Here is a 19,965-nt window from a genome sequence, read left to right as displayed (position 1 = left end):
GAAACCCATAGGATTTCTTCCCTTCGTCCTGTTTAAAAATCTGCTTTCCACAATCCGTGGAGGTTGCAGTATTCGTAAACTGTACCGGAATCCACCTCATCAAATTCCGCTTTCGGTTCAATCCCCGGTTTCAGGAACCGAAACTCCACTTTGTCACCGGAAACCAGCGCAATCCATTCAATATGGTGTTCGGGCAGCATCGGATGTAAAGTTGACCCTACAGCAACTTTTATTTTGCCGTCTTCCCGGAGGATTTCCGGCACATGTTTTTCCTGCGCGGCATCTGTTGAATTTGCATTCAACTTGGTCATCTCCTGCCCGCAACAGGAAAGCGTTCCTCCTCCGTTATGAACCTTGAAAACTACGTTCTTACATAACTCACATCGATAAAAAGCAACTTCTGTCATTTCTGTTCCTTCTTTCCTTTATCATTTTCATTAAAACAGGAGAAACCTGTTTCATTAACCAGGAAGCTTGTTTCCTTAATTTATAATATACCATTTTTGTATACTTATTGCAACATGAATTATGCCGAATTTTACAACTGCTATTTGGCTATTTTTATATAATTATCCTATAAATTTACAGTCATATTTTTTCAGGCAAAGGAAATGATAAGATCGACACTATTGAAAGGAGATGTCCCGAAGTTGGAGAATAAATCATGCAGGTCACAGTATCTTTAAATCTGAGAATGTGTGACACTGTTAAAAAATGATGAAATCAGATGCTGATGGAAGTCTCAAAAATCAATAATGTCTAACGGATGCCGCTTAATGACTTTTTTGGTCTTAGGCGGCACTTTTATGAAAAAAACTCCTTTGCTTTATAAAACTGCAAAAGCAAAGGAGTAAAGTTTCATGTCCAATTGTAATTTATATCAGTAATCAATTTGCATTTTTAAGACGCAGACGTAATTTATCGGCAATCATTGCCACAAATTCGCTGTTTGTAGGCTTGCCTCTCCCATTATGAATCGTATAACCAAAATAACTGTTCAGCGTATCAACATCACCGCGATCCCATGCCACTTCTATTGCATGCCGGATCGCACGCTCTACCCGAGACGCAGTAGTCTCAAATCTTTTTGCAACAGTGGGATAAAGCTGCTTTGTAACAGAATTGATAATTTCCGGCTGCCGAACTGCCAGCATAATAGACTCCCGCACATAATGGTAGCCTTTGATGTGCGCTGGCACCCCAATTTGATGAATAATTTCTGTAATCATCAATTCAAGATCCGGCTCGCTGCCAACAATATGTTCACGTGCAGCATCCCCCTTCATTCCGCTCGCGCCTGCCATTTTTACAATACGCTCTACCATCACTTCGACATCAAACGGCATTAAGAAAAAGTAACAGGCGCCCGCGGCCATCAGTTCATTTTCCAACATTGCGTTACTGAATGTTGAGGTAATCATAAAATAGGGTTTTACAGCAAGACCCATGTTCCCTACTGAATTCATAACCCCGATTGCATCCAGCCTTGGCATGAAAACATCCATCAGGACGACCTGAGGAAGCGTTTCTCCAATCAGCTGGGTTACAGCAAGACCATCTCTTGGCGCAATAACGGTCTCAAAGCCATAGGTTTTCAGCAGTGACGCACATTTCCCACAATAATCGCCCGGTCCCTCCACAATCAGCACTTTTGTATGGTCTTTCATGCTTCTTTCTCCTCCATTGTCGCTTCCCTGTATTTTATATTATCACTTGCTGAAATTAAATACAACCTGTTTTTACCAATTTTTTTTGATAATAATGAAAACTTTTGAACTTAACTTTGGAGATATTTTCTACTGAGTTTCTGTCAGCTTTCGATATTCTTTGACATCTTATCCATATTTTCAACAAAAATTCCATAGCCTCGAGTTGGATCGTTGACGAAAACGTGGGTTACAGCACCTACTAGTTTGTCATTTTGAATAATCGGACTGCCGCTCATACCCTGAACAATTCCCCCGCATTTTGCCAAAAGTTCTGAATCGACAACATGAATCACCATATTTTTAGTCGGATTTTTATCCCCAATACTGACATTTTCGATTTGAATCGCAAAGTTTCTTGTAACACCGTCATCAAGTGTACACCAGATCGTGGCGGGGCCTTCTGTAACCTCATATCTGAGTGCGAGCGGAACCGGTTCGGCATGCTGCGGCGGAGTTGTCCCAATTCCAAAAATGCCAACCGGCGAATTGATCAGCAGATCTCCTGTTTTGTGGCCGAGAAAATTTCCTTTTAATTCACCGGGCGCCCCGCTTTTTCCTTTATTTACGCCTGTAATTTTTACATCTACGATTTCTCCGGAATGAAGCGGCATAATATTCCCTGTGTCGACGTCACAAATAGCGTGTCCAAGTCCGGCAAATACGTTTGTCGTCGGGTTATAATAAGTCATGGTGCCAATTCCCGCGGAGGAATCGCGCACCCAAATGCCGGCACGATACACGCCGTCGTCACTTTTGACAGGCTGAATCGCGCATGTCATCTGCATGCCCGCACGTTCAAGTTCCACATTGACAGCGCGGCCGCCGGAGGATGATACGACTTCTCCCACATCTTCATTGGACTTCATGGCTTTTCCATTTATGGAAGTAATGATATCTCCGACTTTTATGCCCGCCGCTTTGGCCGGATTTTGCGATACTCCGCCGGAGGCGATATCGCTCATTCCAACAACAATGACGCCCTCTGTAAACATTTTAATGCCAAACGGATTGCCGCCGGGAATTACCATCTCCCTGTCAACAACCTGCACCTGCACCTGCTTGACATTTACTCCGCCGGGCAATTTTAGATTGACGTTATAGCTGTTCCCGGGCGAATTATAAGCTTCCTGCGGCAGGCTGTCATTGCTTGGATGCGGTGTGATCGGGACCGTAGAATGTATCGTCAGCAGTTCTCCCGCCGCGACATAATAATGATCTGGCAAAACTGCCTGTGTATAAAGTGCAAAGCCTTGAATAACGGCAATTGCAAGGGAAATCGGCCCCACAATATATCTGCATAGCTTTCTCATCGGATAAGTCCCCCTAAACATACAAAAATTTTTAATGAAGTTCACGCTTTTAATGTTCCACTGCATAAAGCGATTATCGGGGGGAATAACTGCAAGCATTTTCGCCATGGAAAACTAGCCTGCGAAAATGCCCGCAGCATCTGACCTTGTACTTTTTTACTGCCTTCTATGGCATATTTTTTTTAAATGTGTTATCATATTTTTATAAAAAATAACCTGATAAGGGTGGCAAAGCGTTTGAAAGTTGCAGTGGTCGGTTCACGCCGGGCAAGCGGATATTCGGTTGAACAAATTATCTCCCATCTTCCTCCGGCAACCTCCGAATTAGTAAGCGGAGGCGCCGCCGGAATTGACACGATGGCAGAGGAAGCCGCTAAGCGGTTAGGTTTGCCCATCAAAATCTTTTATCCCGACTATCAGGTCAACGGACGTCTTGCCCCACTAATCCGCAATTCTCAAATCGTAGAATATGCCGACTTTGTTTTGGCGTTTTGGGATCATAAATCCCGCGGCACAGCAAATACGTTGAACCGATGCGTTCAGGCAAACAAACCTTTCCGGATCATTTCTCTGAATCCTCCCTCTGATTGAAACGATACGCAACCTTTTTGGCTGCGTATCGTTATTTTTTTGGCCGCGTTCCAACAGCAATCCGCAATCCTAACGATTAGTATTGACACAAAACGGACGGGAATATCCATTTCGCTTTCGGCTAAAATAAAGGAAGCTCGAAATGGAGGTTTTCGCGAATATGCTCATCGTTTTTATTCGTGTTTTAATCGTTTATACGTTAATTATTGGCAGCTTAAGATTAATGGGAAAGCATCAGCTTGGGCAGCTCCAGCCTTCAGAACTGGTCGTAACGATACTCGTCTCCAATATAGCAACCATGTCTATTGAGGATACGAATGTGCCCCTGCTTGGCGGTATTGTCCCGATCCTGTCGCTGGTTTGTTTCGATGTAATTGTTTCTGCAATTATGCTCAAATACAAAGCGGCGCGCCGGATTATATCCGGCACGCCGCGTGTTATCATCAGAGACGGAGTGATCGATCAGAATGAACTGCATGAGCTGCGCTTTACAATTGACGACATGATGGAGCAACTGCGCGGCAAGAATATTTTTGATATTCGGGAGGTTGCATTCGCTATTGTGGAAACCACAGGGCAGCTGTCGGTCTATCAAAAATTTGACGCGCGCAATGTGACAGCGGATATGATCGGGCTTCAGGGCAAACCAAATGACAATGACATACCGGTGGTAATTATCAGCGACGGCGTGGTGATTGAAAGCGGGTTGTCCTTCTGCAATCTCAAAAGGGAATGGCTTGACAAGACAATCGCCGCGAACGGTTATCAGCTCAGGGAGATTTTTCTGATGACCTGCAACCGGAGCGCGGATTATTTAATTGTCCCGAAGGAAAAAAAGAATCAAAAAAATAAGGAGGGCGGCAAATGAAACGTTTTTTTCTTTCTATCGTCATCTGCACTGCAATTATTACCGCCTGCATTTGGGGCCTGTTCCGAATCACAAAAGTGACTGACCAACTGACTGCCTCATTGAATCAAATTGCATCGGCTGTTGAACAACAAAATACCGACCAGGTCGTTGACCTGGTCGGTGACTTTCAAAAAGATTGGGAAGAAAATGAAAAAACGTTGATGCAGTTTATCCATCACGACGAACTGGATACAGCAACAGGAATCGTAGCCCGCCTGAAAGCGCTCGCACGCTATCAGGACTATTCCGAACTAAGCGCGGAAATAGACCGGCTGCAGCATCTGATCCGTCATATCTGCGAATCGCAAATGCCGATATATAAAAACATTTTCTAACCGCGCGCCTCCAAAAGCGCCTGCAGCTCTTTCATAAACGAATCAATATCCTTAAACTGCCGGTAAACCGAAGCAAACCGCACGTAAGCCACCTCGTCAATTGTCCTCAGCTTTTCCATTGCCAGTTCGCCGATTTTATAGGACGGAACCTCTTTATCGAGTGAATTCTGCAGATTCATCTCGATATCGTTAACCGCTTCTTCCAGCACGGCAAGTGACACCGGCCGTTTTTCGCAGGCACGTACCATTCCCCGCAACAGTTTTCCGGAATCGAACGCCTCCCTTGATTTATCCTTTTTGATTACGACAAGAGGCGTGGTTTCAATAATTTCATAGGTCGTAAACCGCCGCTCACACTTCAGGCATTCGCGGCGTCTGCGTATGCGTTCAGATTCGTCGGTCGGACGGGAGTCTATCACTTTGCTTTCTACATAACCACAAAACGGGCATTTCATTTATGATTCCCCTTTAATCTCGGTAGTCTTTCTTGAGTTTCATCATAACATGATTTTTCCCTTATGACAAGGTAAATTCTATGCGTCCGCCGTGTAGACCGCTTCAAAAAGATACCGATAACTGTCCTTGAGTTCGCTGAAGGCTCCGTAATTATCCCGATAGACTTCCAAAACAAGGCCGCCGTCATACCTATACCTCTTCAGACCTGCAATAAGTTCTGCAAGGTTCAGAATTCCCTTTCCGACCGGCAGACAATCATGCTTCTCATTATGATCACTGATATGCAGATGAACAATTCTGTCCCCCATTGCATCCAGCATTTGCGTAACCGAATAGCCGGCGCGGACACACTGCTTTGTATCAAGTACAAACCGCGCATCGGGAAGAGCGTTTGCCATTGCGGTAAAAAACTCAGGGCAATAGCTGGCGCACCTCGGGACATTTTCCTGCGCCACAGTGATACCCATCGATCTTCCCGTCTCCGCCAGCTCCTCAAACATCTCAAAATAACGGCGGTATGGCTTTGTAGCTTCACGACGGTCGCCATGCAATACAAAAATTTTGGCGCCGAGCATATTTGCCGCATGAAAATAACGCTTATAAAGTTCCAGCCCGTCCAGAGTCCTTCGGCGGTACTCTGTGAAAAAAAGAAGCGGTTCAAGACCGGAAGTAAACGGGTGCACAGACAGAATCTGCGTTCCGCTGCCGTCGGCAACCGCTTTCAGCTGTCTTGTAAAGCTGTCTTCCAGTTCGCTTGGCGCATTAAAAAAAATTTCCGCCGCCTGCGCGCCAAACTCGGATATGCAGGCAAGCGCCCGTTCTGTCAGTTCCGGATAAAAACAAGCGGTGGAAATCCCTGCCAGCATAGCCTCTACTCCTTTTGATTACTGATCATAATTTATGATTCCCAAAAAACAACGAGAACCCTTTTGATTAAAACTGAGCCGCCGGTGTTACCGGCGGCTCAGTAATTAGCATCTCTTCTTTACTTGGCCTTTTTTGCTGCTTTATGATCCTGCCATGTCACCCACAGCGGGCCCGCAATGCAGATGGAAGAATACGCACCTGCAATCATACCGACCAGCATTGGGAACGCAAAAGTAATGATGGACTCTACATGGGACAGCAATGCAACAGCGCAGACTGCGGCAAGTGCCAACACAGTAGAAACCGTTGTATTAATGGATCTGGTAAGTGATTGGTTAATGGAAGTATTCACCAACTCATTCAGAGTAGTTTTGGCCCCCATTAGACGCTTGTTTTCACGGATACGGTCATAGACGACAACCGTCGCGTTAATCGAATAACCCAGGATTGTCAGAGCTACCGCAATAAAGTTCTGACTGATCGGGATTCGGAAAAAGACAAATACCGCAAATACAAACATCACATCATGCAGCAGAGCGCAAACCGCAAACACACCCGCGGACCAGCCGCCGATTTTACGGAAACGGAACGCGATATAGATAATCATCAGCAGAGCCGCAGCAGCAACTGCCACCACACATTTTACAAAGAAATCGTGCCCGATTGCAGGGTCGACATTGCTCGTGGAGACTACCTGCACATTCTGATCCGCATATTTCTGCTGAAGAGCAGTTGTAATCTCCTCCTGCTTTTCGGGTGTAATTCCCTCTTTCGAAGAAAGCGTAGCAACATAGTTGACTTTGCCGGTTACCACATCCTCCTGCTCCTGCAGGGAAATGCTTTGTCCGAGGTTGTTTTCAATCACAGACTGGAAATCCGCTTTTTGAATTTCACCGTCAAAGGAATAGGTCACAAGAGAACCGCCGCGAAACTCGATATCCAGTTCAACTCCAAAAATCAGCGCAACCAGCAGGGTGACGATGATAATTGTAGACGAGATAGCAAACCAGATCTTTTTACGTCCTACAATATTAATCATTTTTTGCACCTCCGTACAGCCACGCTTTCTTGAACGGCTTAAATTTGGAGATTGATTTCAGCATCAGCCGGGAAGCCGTAACTCCCATCAGGAAGTTGAAGATTACGCCCACAATCAGCGTAAAGCCAAAGGAATAAATTGCGCCCGTTGCAGAAGGCCCGAACCACCTGAAGATCGCTGTGAACATTCTTGCAAACACAGATCCCGGAGGTCCGAACGCGCCCATCAGAACTGCCGCAACAAGCACCATGGTGATATTACCGTCAAAGATTGCGGAAAAAGTTCTGTGGAAACCGGAATCAATTGCTCCGTCAAGTGTTTTGCCAACCTGCAGTTCTTCCTTGATACGCTCGGAAGTAATTACGTTCGCGTCAACACCCATACCGATGGACAGGATAATACCCGCGATACCGGGCAGGGTCAGCGTAAACGAAGGAATATTGGGGAAGAATCCGGAAACACAGGCAATCGAGCCCGCAATCTGTCCAAGCAATGCGATACAGGCAACGATTCCGGGGACTCTGTACAAAACAATGATGAAAATGGCTACCAGCACAAACGCGATCATTCCTGCCGTCACCATTGCGTCGCGCGCACCGATGCCAAGCGTCGGAGAAAGGGAACTGAAGTTCTCTGTCTGGAGCTTAAACGGCAATGCGCCGCCGTTAATCTTGTCCGCAAGGGATTTCGCCTCTTCTGCGGTAAACCTTCCGGTAATCTGCGCTTCGCCGTTCGGAATTTGAGAATTAACAGTCGGAGCGGAAATCATTGTCTCGTCCATCCAGATGGAAATCTGCTGGCCGATCAGGCGTCCGGTCGCCTCCGAGAAAGCCTCGGCGCCGTCCTTGGTCAGCTTCAGGGAAACCGCGTACTCGCCGTTCTCAGCGTTTACGACGGCGGTCGCGGACTCCACCTGTTTGCCTTCCAGAATGGTAGGCCCGTCCTGATTTTCACGGAACGTAAGCAGAGCGGTTTCGCCCAGCTCCTTCACGGCGCTTTCAGGGTTAAAATTCGTTTCCTCCGCTTTCCACGGGAAACGGACAATAATTCTGTCCTTGTTATAATCGGTATAGACTTCGGAATCCGTGATGTTCTGGGAAACCAGCCTCACCTTGATTATGGATTCAGCCGCGGCCATTTCGTCATCGGTGGCATCATATCCTTCCGGCGGGCTGAACGTTACATCAACGCCTCCCCGGATGTCAATTCCCCAGCGGATGTCCCCCGCGCCCTTGATGTATGTCGTAGTGACATCTCCGTAGGACGCGTACAGTCCGAAGAATGACAGCGCTGTCAGCGCGATGATTAATGCCAGAATGACAAAAAACATCGACTTGCCAACTTTTTTCATCTGTTTGTCCTCCTTGCAACCATATCTGCCAACACAGCCAACAACCGCAGGTTTCCGAACCGTTTCCTGCGGTTGACTATGGTTCTCTTTATGCCAAAGCGCACTGTTTTTCCCAATGCGGCACTTTTACAATTATATTGGAATCAACTCAAAAAGTCAATCCATTTCTTACTGGAACAAGACTCCGGCTGCTTTTACCGGATACGGCTTTTTAAACGGAAAGCTGGGCCCGTTCGCCAAGGATTTCCTGATTTGCGTTCAGCACCGGCGACACGAAATCGCGAATAAATTCATCCACCTGCTGGCTGCTGCGCCCGGTAAATCTGACAGGGTCCAGGATGGCTTCGATCTCGCCGCGTTCCAACCCGAAAGCGGGGTCTGCGCAGATGCGGGAAATCAGGTCATTTTCGCCGCCCTCCTCCTTAACCACCTTCGCGGCGGCAATCGAATGGACGCGCAGGCGTTCGTGCAGTTCCTGCCGGTCACCGCCCTTTTTGACAGCCTGCATCATGATGTCCTCCGTCGCCATAAACGGAAGCTCCCGCATCACCCGCTGATGGATGATCTTCGGGTAAACCACAAGGCCGTCACAGACGTTGAGCATGATCTTTAAGATGGCATCGGCGGCGAGGAACGCCTCCGCAACCGCAATACGCTTATTCGCGCTGTCATCCAGCGTCCGTTCAAACCACTGGGTAGCCGCGGTGAATTCCGGATTCAGGGAGTTTACCATGACGTAACGGGACAGCGCGGTAATCCGCTCGCTCCGCATGGGGTTGCGCTTATACGGCATGGCCGAGGAACCGATCTGCTGCTTTTCAAACGGCTCTTCCATTTCCTTGAAGTTCGCAAGCAACCGCAGGTCGTTGGAGAACTTGCTGGCGCTCTGCGCGATCCCGGCTAAAACATTCACCACAAAGCTGTCGACCTTGCGGGAATAGGTCTGTCCGGATACCGGGACCACCGCCGAAAAGCCCATTTCCTTCGCAATATCTTCCTCCACCGCTTTGATTTTCACGGTGTCCCCATCAAACAGTTCCATAAAGCTGGCCTGCGTGCCGGTTGTTCCCTTGCTGCCGAGCAGTTTGAGCGAAGCAATACGGTGCTCCGCCTCCTCCAAATCCATCAGCAGTTCATTCAGCCACAATGTGGCGCGTTTGCCGACAGTGGTCAGCTGCGCAGGCTGCAAATGGGTATAGGCAAGCGCAGGCATGTCCTTATAGCGGACGGCAAAATCCGCCAGAAGCGAAAGGACATTGATCAGCTTTCTGCGGACAATGTTCAGGCCTTCCCGCATGACGATGATATCGGTATTGTCACCCACATAACAGCTGGTGGCACCCAGATGGATGATCCCTTTCGCGTCCGGGCACTGCACCCCATAAGCATATACATGGCTCATCACATCATGGCGGCATTCCTTTTCCCGCGCGGCCGCCACATCATAATTGATGTCGTCGGCATGGGCCTCCATCTGGGCGATCTGCTCTTCCGTAATCGGCAGGCCCTGCCGTTTCTCCGCCTTGGCGAGCGCAATCCAGAGCCTGCGCCACGTTTTAAATTTGTTGTCAGCCGAAAAGACATACTGCATCTCCTCGCTGGCATAACGCGTGCAAAACGGGCTTTCATACCTGTCATGCATGTCACTCATCAAAATCAACCTTTCCGCAGGGGCTGCTTCCCCTGTCCTGCAAAAATCAGCCGCCGAGGCCGTTGAAACGATGTTCCAACAGCTCTGTGCATATTTATATAGTATAGCACAAAAGGCGGATGATTGAAACTCATCATCCGCCCTTTTTGTAAAAAATCCCAGATTTTCTTTACTTTTTAAGCAGCAGTTTTTCTACCGCTGCCAGTTCGGTACACAGGCAAAGCAGCGCCACCGCCTGCTCGAGCTCAGGCACAGTGGGATAGGTCGGGGCGACGCGGATATTCCGGTCGCGCGGGTCAATCCCATAAGGGAAGGTTGCTCCGGCCGAAGTGAGCACAACGCCCGCGGATTTACACAAGCCCACCACGCGCTTCGCGCATCCGTCCATGACATCCAGGGAGATGAAATAGCCGCCCTTCGGGTTCACCCATTCGGCAATGCCTTTCCCGGCAAGCCTGCGTTCGAATGCGTCGAGCACCGTTTTAAATTTCGGACGGAGCAGTTGTGCCTGCCGGTCCATATGCGTCATAATGCCGTCAAGATTTCCAAAATACCGCGCATGCCGTAGCATGTTGATTTTATCAAATCCGATGGTCTGGATGCTCATCAGTTTTTTCATCCGCTGCATGTTATCCGCAGAACACGCAAATGCGGCAACTCCGGCGCCGGCATAGGAAATCTTGGAGGTTGAGGCAAAAATCATGACTCTGTCCGGATCACCGGCTTTTTTGCATTCGTCCAGAATATTAAGTACCTGGTCACGGTCGCCGGGATAAAGGTCATGAACGGCATAAGCGTTATCCCACATAATCATGAAGTCCTTCGCAGCGGTTTTCATGCGCGCGAAGCGGCGGACTGTTTCATCGGAGTAAGTAATGCCCTGCGGATTGGAATATTTCGGAACGCACCAGATTCCCTTAATGCTCTCATCCGAAGCCACCAGCCGTTCCACCTGGTCCATATCGGGGCCTTCCGCAGTCATCTCAATCGGAATCAACTCAAAACCGTAGCGCTCTGTAATCGCGAAATGGCGGTCATAACCCGGCGAAGGGCAGAGGAATTTCACTTTATCCAGCCTGCACCACGGCGCAGCGCCTTTGCGCACGCCGTGCAGTATCATCTTGCCGATTGCGTCGTACATAATGGAAAGGCTGGAATTCCCGCAGACAAAAAGCTCGTCAAAGCTGACGCCCAGCATTTCACAGAAAAGCGCCTTACATTCCGGAATCCCGTCAAAATCCCCGTAATTGCGGCAATCGGAACCGTCCGCCGATTTGAGGGAAGATTTGGAATCGAGCGTATCCAGCATGCCGCTGATCAGATCGAACTGATCCCCGGCGGGTTTTCCGCGGGACATGTCGAGGGAAAGCCCCCTGCCCTTCCAGTCTTCATAGCGCCGCATCAGTTCGCGGTGCAGATGCTCAAGTTCAACGTGTGATAGTTCCGAATACTGTGACATAGGTTTGTACCCCCAATGATTTGGTGCGTTTCCAGTCTGCTGAAACCGCCCTGTAAATTTCACAACACATTCTACGGAAACCTGTTGGCCTGTGCCCGTTTCCACCTTACTTATATTATACGATAAACTTCCATTTTGCAAGATGAATTTTTTAAACTTGCAAAATTCATCAAGTGATACGAAAAAAAAGCCAAAACGGAAAGTACTTTTTATCTGGATAGTACAGAAAAAACAGGAACATGCCCGCGGACAGGCTGTTCCTGTTTTTTCTAATGGCTTGTTTAAATCAATTAATATTCCGCCGAACCGGTCGTCCTCGGGAACGGCAGCACATCGCGGATGTTGGAAATTCCGGTGATATACATAATCAGGCGTTCAAATCCGAGACCGAACCCCGCGTGCTTTGCCCCGCCAAACCGGCGCAGATCGAGATACCAGCTATAATCTTCCTCTTTCAGCCCCAGTTCTTTCATACGCGCAAGCAGCTTATCCAAACGCTCCTCGCGCTGGCTTCCGCCGATGATCTCCCCAATGCCGGGAACCAGCAGGTCCACCGCTGCAACTGTTTTGTTGTCATCATTCATACGCATGTAAAACGCTTTGATCTCTTTCGGATAATCGGTCACAAAAACAGGCTTTTTCATGATTTCCTCGGTCAGATACCGTTCATGCTCCGTCTGCAGGTCGCAGCCCCAGTAAACCGGGTATTGGAACCTGTCTTTTACTTTTTCCAGCAGTTCAACCGCCTGGGTGTAGGTGACATGGCCGAAATCAGAATCAATAATATGATTCAGGCGCTCGATCAGGCCCTTGTCATAGAAGTTATTGAAAAACTCCATTTCCTGCGGGCACTGTTCCAGCACATAGGACAGCACATACTTGACCATGTCCTGCGCGAGCTGCATATCGTCTTCCAGATCGGCAAAGGCGATTTCCGGCTCGATCATCCAAAATTCGGCCGCGTGGCGGGCGGTATTGGAATTTTCAGCGCGGAAGGTGGGCCCGAACGTATAAACGCTGCCGAACGCCAATGCCATGCATTCGGCTTCCAGCTGCCCCGATACCGTCAGGCTGGTGGCCTTCCCGAAGAAATCCTGTGTATAGTCCACAGAGCCGCCTTCATTCAGCGGCGGTGCCTTGGGGTCCAGCGTGGTCACCCGGAACATTTCTCCGGCGCCCTCGCAGTCGCTGCCCGTAATCAGCGGCGTGTGCGCGTAAACAAATCCCCGCTCATTGAAAAACCGGTGAATCGCGAACGCGGCGACCGAACGGACACGGAATACAGCCGCAAAGGTATTGGTACGGGGGCGCAGATGGGCGATGGAGCGCAAAAACTCCAGGGAATGGCGTTTTTTCTGGAGCGGATAGTCGGGAGGTGAAATCCCCTCAATCTCCACCGAAAGTGCATGCACTTCAAACGGCTGTTTCGCGTCGGGTGTCAACACAATATCGCCGCGAACCACAATCGCGCTGCCGACGTTCAGCTTCACGACTTCCGAAAAATTCTCCAGTTTGGACTGTTCCAGCACAACCTGCAGATTGCGAAAGGAAGATCCGTCATTGAGTTCTATAAATCCGATCGATTTGGAATCCCTGATTGTCTTTACCCAGCCGCATACGGTTACCGGCGCACCCGTGTAATCCTCAACCGCGGCAAACAGCTTTTTGAGTTCGATCCTTTTCACATCACGACCACCTTTATCAAGAAATCGTATCGTCTTTTCCACTATACCACTTTCAGTCAAAAATTTCCACGAAAATTTGGCCGGCGGCTTTTTAAAGTAACACAGACCAGCTCCGGCCGGTTCCCGAGCCGCTGGGGAAACGTGCTCGGGCCAAGCCCGCGGCTGACCGCCATGGTGCAGGCTCCCTGCCGGTAAAGCCCGGCGGTATAACAGGGGAAAATTCCCTGTTCCGGCGCATATAGCCCCGGAATCCCGGGGAACCGGAACTGGCCGCCGTGCGCATGTCCGCAGAACACCAAGTCAAACCCATTCCGGACGTAACAGTCAAACTGCTCCGGACGGTGGGACAGCAGAATATTGAAATCCAGCGGACTGATTCGGCAGGCTGCCTGCCCCAGCACGTCCGCGAATTTCGCAACACATTCGGGTGTATCGCGCTTGAGTGTGCGCTTGCGGTAAAATGCCGGGTCGAGCGCGCCATAAATGCAAAGGCGGTCCCCGTTTTTGTGAATCACCAGTTTTCTTCCGTCCAGCAGAATCACACCCAGACTGCGAAGCTCCCTGCGCAACCTGTGGTAAACCCTTGAGCGCGCCTCATGATTTCCCGGGACATAGCAGACCGGCGCAAGCTCCACAGCGCCCCGAACAACCGACAGGGCAACGTCGGCTTTGCAGTCGCACAGATCCCCTGTAATGACAATCAGGTCGGGGGCGGTGGCGCACAGCGCGTTGATCAGGCGCTTCTGTTGATATCCGAAGGTTTTATCATGGAGGTCGGAAATCTGGGCAATCCGAAAGCCCTCGAAAGCGGGCGGCACCTTTTCGCTTTCCACAGTAAACCGGGATGTTTGAATTCCATTATTCTGCCAGTAGGAAAAAGCCGCCAGCACGGCAATCCCGGATGCCGCCAGCACCGGTTTTTTAATCGTCATAGGGTTCTCCTTGCCTGTTTAAAATGCAGAAAGGCGGCACACCGCATCGGCGTGCCGCCTTGGGAATCCGGTCAGCCGGGAGGCCACGCCAGGCTGCGTTTCGCGAGCACATGGAAATGCAGATGCTTTACCGTCTGCCCGGCCAGTTCCCCGCAGTTATTCACCACGCGGAAATCATCGCCGCAGCCAAGGTCTTTGGTAATCTTCGCAATGACGGCGAAGATATGGCCCACAATCGCGCTGTTCTCCTCGGTGATCCTGTCCGCGCCGGAAATATGCTCGCGCGGGATTACCAGAAAGTGAACCGGGGCCTGCGGGTCAATGTCGTAAAATGCCACCACCCTGTCGTCCTCGTAGATCTTCTTGCTCGGAATCTCTCCGGCAGCAATTTTACAGAAAAGGCAGTCCTCCATGTTATTTCCCCCTTTCCACAAAAATATCCGGCAGGTTTCCCTGTCTATTTCACATAATTTGCAACGATTTCCGGCAGCTTTGCCAGCGCGCCGCCCAGTTTCGCCGGTTCGGTGCAGCCGCCCATCGCATTGTCCGGACGTCCGCCGCCACTTCCGCCGCAAAGCGCGGTCAGCTCTTTTACGATCTTTCCTGCATGTGCGCCTTTGGCAACCGCTTCTTTTCCGCAGGAAACGAGAATCGACGTTTTTCCGTCGCCGGCGGCGGTGAAGACACAGACGGAGTCGGGATGGCTGTCCTTCGCGCGGTCGCCCATAAAGCGCAGGGCTTCCGGTTTCACGCCGCCGACAGCGAGGGAGGCGACCTTCACGCCGTTCACTTCCCGCGCGTTTTCAAACATACCGCTCATCCGGCTCTCCGCCAGCTTATTTTCCGCAGCTTCCAGCGCGTGCTGCAATTCTTTCAATTCTCCGGTCATGGAGGCCGCCTTCGCGGGCAGCTCCAAGGGATTTCCGACTTTCAGCGCGACGGCGGTCTCGTTCATCAGCGCTTCCTGCTCACGCAGATAGCGGAGTACGTTTTTGCCTGTCACAGCCTCAATACGGCGTACACCCGCCGCAACCGAGGACTCTTTCACAATTTTAAACAGGCCGACCTTGGCGGTATTATCCAGATGGGTTCCGCCGCAGAATTCAATGGATTCGCCCTCAACGTTGCATACGCGAACAGTGTCGCCGTATTTCTCACCGAACAGCGCCATCGCACCGAGCTTCTTGGCTTCCTCAATCGGCATTTCGTGGACGGAGACGTCAATCGCGGACAGAATCATGCGGTTAACAAGCTCCTCGACCTTTTCCAGCTCTTCAGCCGTCACCGCACTGAAATGGCTAAAATCGAAGCGGCAGATGCTGTCGTCATAAAACGCGCCCGCCTGATGGACATGTTCGCCAAGCACTGTTCGCAGCGCCGCCTGAAGCAGATGGCAGGAGGTATGGTTGCGCATGATATCGCGGCGGCGGTCGGTATTGATTGCCGCCGTGACGATGTCGCCCACGCTGAGCGTACCAACCGTCAGCTCGCCGACATGGACAAAATGACCGGTCTGGGACTTTTTGCAGTCGTAGACCGCAAAAGCGCTTCCTCCCGCGGTGATCGTACCGGCGTCACCGGCCTGACCGCCGCTTTCCGCGTAAAACGGGGTGCGATCGAGCACAACTTCGCCCATCTCGCCGTCGGCCAGCATATCCACCCGCTGATTATCCTTTACGATTGCCACAATTTTTGCTTCGGCTTCGGAATCCGTATACCCCACAAAGCGTCCTTTTTCCTTGATGTCGGAGAGGACATCCTCTTTCCATCCCAAGTCGCCCATTGCGGCACGCGCTTCACGGGCGCGCCGCTTCTGCTCGTTCATATAGTTCGTAAATTCCTGTTCATCCAGCACGATCTTATGCTCTTCCAGAATTTCACGGATGAGGTCCACCGGGAAGCCGAACGTATCGTAGAGCTTAAACGCGTCCGCGCCGCTCATGACTTTCTGCCCGTCCTGCCCCTCAATTTTCTCAATCATGGCGTTCAGCAGCCCAAGCCCCTGGTCAATCGTACGTGCAAAGCGTTCCTCTTCGACTTTGATGACTTTAATGATATAATCCTTATTTTCAACGAGATTTGGATACGCGGCCGCGTTCTCCTGAATCACGGTTTCGCAGACTTTATAGAGGAACGGCTCGTTGATGCCGAGCAGACGCCCATGGCGGGCGGCACGGCGCAGCAAACGGCGCAGGACATAGCCCCTGCCTTCATTCTGCGGCAGAATGCCGTCCCCGACCATGAAGGTGGTGGAGCGGATGTGGTCGGTAATGACGCGCAGGGAGACGTCCTTTTTGACGTCATCATGGTAGGCAACGCCCGCGATTTTAGAAATGTGGCGCATGATGTTCTGCACCGTATCCACTTCAAACAGGTTGTCCACGTCCTGCATAATGCAGGCAAGGCGCTCAAGGCCCATTCCGGTGTCAATATTCGGATGCGCCATACGCTCATAGTTGCCTTCCCCATCGCCATTGAACTGGGAGAACACAAGGTTCCAGAACTCAATATAGCGGTCGCAGTCGCATCCCACGCCGCAGGTGGGGCTTCCGCATCCGTATTTCTCGCCGCGGTCAAAATAGATTTCGGAGCAGGGGCCGCAGGGGCCGGAGCCGATTTCCCAGAAGTTGTCCTCCTTACCCATCCGCACAATGTGCGTGGGGTCGACGCCGACTTCCTTCGTCCAGATTTCGACCGCTTCGTCGTCGTCCTCATAGACGGATACCCACAGGCGGTCTACCGGCAGCTCCAGCACCTTGGTGATAAATTCCCACGCCCATGCGGTGGCCTCATGCTTAAAATAATCACCGAACGAAAAGTTGCCGAGCATTTCGAAATAGGTTCCGTGGCGCGCAGTCTTGCCGACATTTTCAATGTCAGGGGTGCGGATGCACTTCTGACAGGTTGTCACACGCTTTCTCGGCGGGGTTTCCAGACCGAGAAACCACTTTTTCATCGGCGCCATACCGGAATTGATCAGCAGCAGGCTGGCATCGTTATGCGGAACCAGAGGAAAACTCGGAAGGCGAAGGTGCTCCTTACTCTCATAAAAGCTGAGGAACTTTTCACGCAGTTCGTTAAGTCCTGTCCATTCCATCTAATTGATCGCTCCTTTAAATGATACAAAAATAAAAAAAGCCTTCCATCCCAAAAAAATTGGGACGAAAAGCGTACATGACACATTCCGTGGTACCACCCAAATTGCGCAGTAAATTGCGCCACTCGAAAGGATTAACGCTCACACCACGTCCGGCTCTTCACCGGAAGCTCAGGGGCGGCTTTTGCGTTTTTTGGCACACTCTCACCGGTATGCGCCTCTCTGTGCTGTGTTTCAGCAATTTTCCCCATCAACGCCATATCTTTTAGTAGTATATACTTACGCCGGCCGGTTGTCAACTCTTTTCGCGCCTTTCGAAGCGGCTATCCTGCCGAACACGCGGTCCGCCGCAGCCGCGACGGCCGCGGCAGCCGCGCACATAGCCAAATCAGGCAGCAGGAACGGCTTAACCGCCATATCCAGCCCGTTCTGCAAGCCCGCTCTGGTGATTGTCAGCAACTGCGCTGTGCCGATCACATAACAGACGGGCAGCGAAAGCGCCATAAAGAGGACATATTTGAAGAATCCTCTTCCCCATTTTTCCGTCATACAGGCAACAAGCACCGCAACAAGGGGATAGGAGATCAGGAACCCGCCCGTCGGGCCCGCAAGGGCATGAATCCCCCCGGTAAGCCCCGGAAACACCGGTGCTCCCAAAAGCCCGAGCGCCACATAAACCGCCTGGGAAAGCAGCGCGGACTTACGATTCAGTACAGCCCCCGCCAGAAAGACCGCCGCCAGAACGGCTGAAAGCGGAACCGGGGTGACCGGCAAATTTTTAGATAATTGTGCCAGGACAGCTGAAAGCAGCGTCATAATTGCCGCAGCAACAAGCTGTCCGGTTTTAGATTGGAGCATGGTTTCCCTTCTTATCGTTGGGTTATTCAACAGAAATCATAAAATAATAGACAGGCTGACCGCCGTTAATCAGAGCAACTTCCACGTTCTCCGGCAGTTTCGCAGCAACCGCCTTCCGGATTTCCTCGGCAGTTTCGCTGGAGACATCCTCACCGTAAAGCAGGGTGATGAAGCTGCTGTCCTTACGTGCCAGCAATTTTGTAAGTCTGATAACCGCTTTTGACAGATCGCGCTCTGTAAACGCTATTTTGCCGTTTTCAAGAGCCAGCAATTCACCCTCTTTGATTTTATGCCCGTCAAATTCGCTGTCACGGGCGGCATAGGTAATCTGGCCGGTCCCCACACGCTCAAACGCTTTCTGCATCGCAATCATATTTTCCGTCGCATCGGCGTCATGATCAAATACCAGCATTGCGGCAAGGCCCTGCGGAATCGTGCGGGTAGGCAGCACAACCACATTGCGGTCGGCCAGCTTAGCCGCCTGCTCCGCCGCCATGATGATGTTCTTATTATTCGGCAGCACAAAGACCGTCTTTGCGGGGGTCGCGTGCACAGCGGAAAGGATGTCATCGGTGGACGGATTCATGGTTTGGCCGCCGCTGACGATGTTGTCAACACCCAGATCGTGAAACAACTGCTGAACCCCGTTGCCGGCCGCGACCGCCACGAACCCGAACGTGCGGGACGGGTCCACCATGGCATAGGCAAAAGCCTGATCGGTGACAGGCTCCACCACGCTGGCTTTCTGGTTCGCGTGCTGTTCACGCATATTCTCAATTTTCATATTGGTCAGCATACCGTATTCCAACGCTTTTTGGAGGGCATTCCCGGGATTGTCTGTATGCACATGGCATTTGATAATTTCATCGTCATCCACGACCACCACACAGTCGCCGATCGATTCCAGGTAGGTGCGCAGCGGCTGGGGGTCCGCTTCTGTTTCCTTTTTCAGGATAATAAACTCGGTGCAATAGGTAAAGGTGATCTCGCCCTCATATTCCCCGGCCGCGTTGCGGTCCGGATAGATCGAGGAGGACTGTTTGGATTCTTCCTCATCGAGGAGGACTGCGTCTTTTCCGTCGAAAACCCGCTTCATCCCTTCAAAAATCACCAGAAGTCCCTGTCCGCCGGCATCCACAACACCGGCTTTTTTCAAAACGGGCAGCATTTCGGGGGTCTCATTCAGCGCTTTTTGCGCGGCATCAACGATAACAGACCAGATTTCCTGCGGGGACATGGAAGCATTGAGCGCTTCCCTCGCCGTTTCCGCGGCGACACGCGCAACGGTGAGGATCGTTCCCTCCGTGGGCTTCATCACCGCTTTATAGGCGGAATCCACTCCGTTTTCCAGAGCAATTACCAGGTGCTCGGCGCCCGCCTCCTCCAGATTTTTCAGCCCGCGGGAAAAGCCGCGGAACAGCAGAGAAAGAATGACCCCGGAATTGCCGCGCGCGCCGCGAAGCAGTGCGGCGGCGCAGACATCAGCAGCCCGGGAAACGGGTGCATCGTCCGGGACGCGCATCAGCTCCCGCTTTGCCGCGGAAGCTGACATAGACATGTTCGTTCCGGTATCGCCGTCCGGAACAGGAAACACATTCAGCGCGTCCACGCGCTGGCGTTGGTTGGTTATATTGTTAGCTCCGGAAATAAATGCATCCTTGAGCATTTTACCTGTTATCACGATGTTTTGACCCCCATACTTACAGTTTTGTCCT

Annotated in this window: 18 protein-coding genes; 3 read left to right on the top strand and 15 right to left on the bottom strand. The window is 50.9% G+C overall.

Going from position 1 to position 19,965, the window contains the following annotated elements; all coding sequences use genetic code 11:
• Positions 1 to 32 precede the first annotated feature (32 nt).
• The 3 genes from C1A10_RS15560 to spoIVB form a co-directional block, all read right to left on the bottom strand.
• The gene (locus C1A10_RS15560) at positions 33 to 407 is read right to left on the bottom strand and encodes a desulfoferrodoxin family protein (RefSeq protein WP_101911123.1); all 375 of its coding nucleotides are present in this window, start codon (positions 405 to 407) and stop codon (positions 33 to 35) included.
• Between the two features lie 480 nt (positions 408 to 887).
• Entirely contained in the window at positions 888 to 1,667 is a 780-nt protein-coding gene (gene spo0A / locus C1A10_RS15555) for a sporulation transcription factor Spo0A (RefSeq protein ID WP_101911122.1), read from the bottom strand.
• A gap of 143 nt (positions 1,668 to 1,810) precedes the next feature.
• A complete protein-coding gene (gene spoIVB / locus C1A10_RS15550) occupies positions 1,811 to 3,019 on the bottom strand; it encodes a SpoIVB peptidase (protein WP_180951174.1) in 1,209 nt (402 codons plus the stop codon).
• Positions 3,020 to 3,205: 186 nt separating this feature from the next.
• Between spoIVB and C1A10_RS15545 the strand changes: the two genes are divergently transcribed.
• The 3 genes from C1A10_RS15545 (at position 3,206) to C1A10_RS15535 (ending at position 4,855) form a co-directional block, all read left to right on the top strand.
• Positions 3,206 to 3,610, top strand: coding sequence for a DNA-processing protein DprA (locus tag C1A10_RS15545; RefSeq protein WP_101911120.1), 405 nt, complete (start codon positions 3,206 to 3,208; stop codon positions 3,608 to 3,610).
• Positions 3,611 to 3,752: 142 nt separating this feature from the next.
• Positions 3,753 to 4,478 carry a DUF421 domain-containing protein gene (locus C1A10_RS15540; RefSeq protein ID WP_242968952.1) on the top strand — a complete coding sequence of 242 codons (726 nt, stop codon included), beginning with the start codon at positions 3,753 to 3,755 and terminating at the stop codon, positions 4,476 to 4,478.
• Positions 4,475 to 4,855: a DUF4363 family protein gene (locus C1A10_RS15535; RefSeq protein WP_101911119.1), complete on the top strand. Its 381-nt coding sequence runs from the start codon at positions 4,475 to 4,477 to the stop codon at positions 4,853 to 4,855. Before C1A10_RS15540 ends, C1A10_RS15535 begins: the two co-directional genes overlap by 4 nt.
• Here the strand turns inward: C1A10_RS15535 and nrdR are convergent.
• The 12 genes from nrdR to C1A10_RS15475 form a co-directional block, all read right to left on the bottom strand.
• Positions 4,852 to 5,310, bottom strand: a complete 459-nt coding sequence (gene nrdR, locus C1A10_RS15530; protein ID WP_101911118.1) for a transcriptional regulator NrdR — start codon at positions 5,308 to 5,310, stop codon at positions 4,852 to 4,854. The genes C1A10_RS15535 and nrdR overlap by 4 nt on opposite strands.
• A 78-nt stretch (positions 5,311 to 5,388) precedes the next feature.
• A complete protein-coding gene (locus C1A10_RS15525) occupies positions 5,389 to 6,177 on the bottom strand; it encodes a sugar phosphate isomerase/epimerase family protein (RefSeq protein WP_101911117.1) in 789 nt (262 codons plus the stop codon).
• A gap of 119 nt (positions 6,178 to 6,296) precedes the next feature.
• The gene (gene secF / locus C1A10_RS15520) at positions 6,297 to 7,217 is read right to left on the bottom strand and encodes a protein translocase subunit SecF (RefSeq protein WP_101911116.1); all 921 of its coding nucleotides are present in this window, start codon (positions 7,215 to 7,217) and stop codon (positions 6,297 to 6,299) included.
• Positions 7,210 to 8,568, bottom strand: coding sequence for a preprotein translocase subunit SecD (locus C1A10_RS15515; protein ID WP_101911115.1), 1,359 nt, complete (start codon positions 8,566 to 8,568; stop codon positions 7,210 to 7,212). The genes secF and C1A10_RS15515 overlap by 8 nt, the downstream gene beginning before the upstream one ends.
• A gap of 211 nt (positions 8,569 to 8,779) precedes the next feature.
• Positions 8,780 to 10,219: an adenylosuccinate lyase gene (gene purB / locus C1A10_RS15510; RefSeq protein WP_101911114.1), complete on the bottom strand. Its 1,440-nt coding sequence runs from the start codon at positions 10,217 to 10,219 to the stop codon at positions 8,780 to 8,782.
• Between the two features lie 169 nt (positions 10,220 to 10,388).
• Positions 10,389 to 11,678 carry an aspartate aminotransferase type Ic gene (locus C1A10_RS15505; protein ID WP_101911113.1) on the bottom strand — a complete coding sequence of 430 codons (1,290 nt, stop codon included), beginning with the start codon at positions 11,676 to 11,678 and terminating at the stop codon, positions 10,389 to 10,391.
• 290 nt (positions 11,679 to 11,968) lie between these two features.
• Positions 11,969 to 13,363, bottom strand: a complete 1,395-nt coding sequence (gene asnS, locus C1A10_RS15500; RefSeq protein WP_101911112.1) for an asparagine--tRNA ligase — start codon at positions 13,361 to 13,363, stop codon at positions 11,969 to 11,971.
• A 56-nt stretch (positions 13,364 to 13,419) separates the two neighbouring features.
• The gene (locus C1A10_RS15495; protein WP_101911111.1) at positions 13,420 to 14,295 is read right to left on the bottom strand and encodes a metallophosphoesterase; all 876 of its coding nucleotides are present in this window, start codon (positions 14,293 to 14,295) and stop codon (positions 13,420 to 13,422) included.
• A 71-nt stretch (positions 14,296 to 14,366) separates the two neighbouring features.
• Positions 14,367 to 14,708 (bottom strand): histidine triad nucleotide-binding protein, encoded by a 342-nt coding sequence (locus C1A10_RS15490; RefSeq protein ID WP_101911110.1) that lies wholly within the window; start codon positions 14,706 to 14,708, stop codon positions 14,367 to 14,369.
• Between the two features lie 44 nt (positions 14,709 to 14,752).
• Complete coding sequence (gene alaS, locus C1A10_RS15485; RefSeq protein WP_101911109.1) at positions 14,753 to 17,392, bottom strand: alanine--tRNA ligase; 2,640 nt, start codon at positions 17,390 to 17,392, stop codon at positions 14,753 to 14,755.
• 279 nt (positions 17,393 to 17,671) lie between these two features.
• Positions 17,672 to 18,250: a biotin transporter BioY gene (locus C1A10_RS15480; RefSeq protein ID WP_101911108.1), complete on the bottom strand. Its 579-nt coding sequence runs from the start codon at positions 18,248 to 18,250 to the stop codon at positions 17,672 to 17,674.
• 22 nt (positions 18,251 to 18,272) lie between these two features.
• Positions 18,273 to 19,931 carry a DAK2 domain-containing protein gene (locus C1A10_RS15475; protein WP_101911107.1) on the bottom strand — a complete coding sequence of 553 codons (1,659 nt, stop codon included), beginning with the start codon at positions 19,929 to 19,931 and terminating at the stop codon, positions 18,273 to 18,275.
• Positions 19,932 to 19,965: the final 34 nt, after the last annotated feature.

This window comes from Marasmitruncus massiliensis, from assembly GCF_900186535.1.
GTDB lineage: Bacteria > Bacillota > Clostridia > Oscillospirales > Ruminococcaceae > Anaerotruncus > Anaerotruncus massiliensis_A.
Note: the sequence above shows the minus strand (reverse complement) of the source record. Positions and strands in the feature narration are given on the sequence as shown.

Bases quoted from the DNA above. Each gene is read 5' to 3' on its own strand.
- C1A10_RS15560 (WP_101911123.1), bottom strand. From the start codon at position 407: ATGACAGAAGTTGCTTTTTATCGATGTGAGTTATGTAAGAACGTAGTT.
- spo0A (WP_101911122.1), bottom strand. From the start codon at position 1,667: ATGAAAGACCATACAAAAGTGCTGATTGTGGAGGGACCGGGCGATTAT.
- spoIVB (WP_180951174.1), bottom strand. From the start codon at position 3,019: ATGAGAAAGCTATGCAGATATATTGTGGGGCCGATTTCCCTTGCAATT.
- C1A10_RS15545 (WP_101911120.1), top strand. From the start codon at position 3,206: ATGTGTTATCATATTTTTATAAAAAATAACCTGATAAGGGTGGCAAAG.
- C1A10_RS15540 (WP_242968952.1), top strand. From the start codon at position 3,753: ATGGAGGTTTTCGCGAATATGCTCATCGTTTTTATTCGTGTTTTAATC.
- C1A10_RS15535 (WP_101911119.1), top strand. From the start codon at position 4,475: ATGAAACGTTTTTTTCTTTCTATCGTCATCTGCACTGCAATTATTACC.
- nrdR (WP_101911118.1), bottom strand. From the start codon at position 5,310: ATGAAATGCCCGTTTTGTGGTTATGTAGAAAGCAAAGTGATAGACTCC.
- C1A10_RS15525 (WP_101911117.1), bottom strand. From the start codon at position 6,177: ATGCTGGCAGGGATTTCCACCGCTTGTTTTTATCCGGAACTGACAGAA.
- secF (WP_101911116.1), bottom strand. From the start codon at position 7,217: ATGATTAATATTGTAGGACGTAAAAAGATCTGGTTTGCTATCTCGTCT.
- C1A10_RS15515 (WP_101911115.1), bottom strand. From the start codon at position 8,568: ATGAAAAAAGTTGGCAAGTCGATGTTTTTTGTCATTCTGGCATTAATC.
- purB (WP_101911114.1), bottom strand. From the start codon at position 10,219: ATGAGTGACATGCATGACAGGTATGAAAGCCCGTTTTGCACGCGTTAT.
- C1A10_RS15505 (WP_101911113.1), bottom strand. From the start codon at position 11,678: ATGTCACAGTATTCGGAACTATCACACGTTGAACTTGAGCATCTGCAC.
- C1A10_RS15495 (WP_101911111.1), bottom strand. From the start codon at position 14,295: ATGACGATTAAAAAACCGGTGCTGGCGGCATCCGGGATTGCCGTGCTG.
- C1A10_RS15490 (WP_101911110.1), bottom strand. From the start codon at position 14,708: ATGGAGGACTGCCTTTTCTGTAAAATTGCTGCCGGAGAGATTCCGAGC.
- alaS (WP_101911109.1), bottom strand. From the start codon at position 17,392: ATGGAATGGACAGGACTTAACGAACTGCGTGAAAAGTTCCTCAGCTTT.
- C1A10_RS15480 (WP_101911108.1), bottom strand. From the start codon at position 18,250: ATGCTCCAATCTAAAACCGGACAGCTTGTTGCTGCGGCAATTATGACG.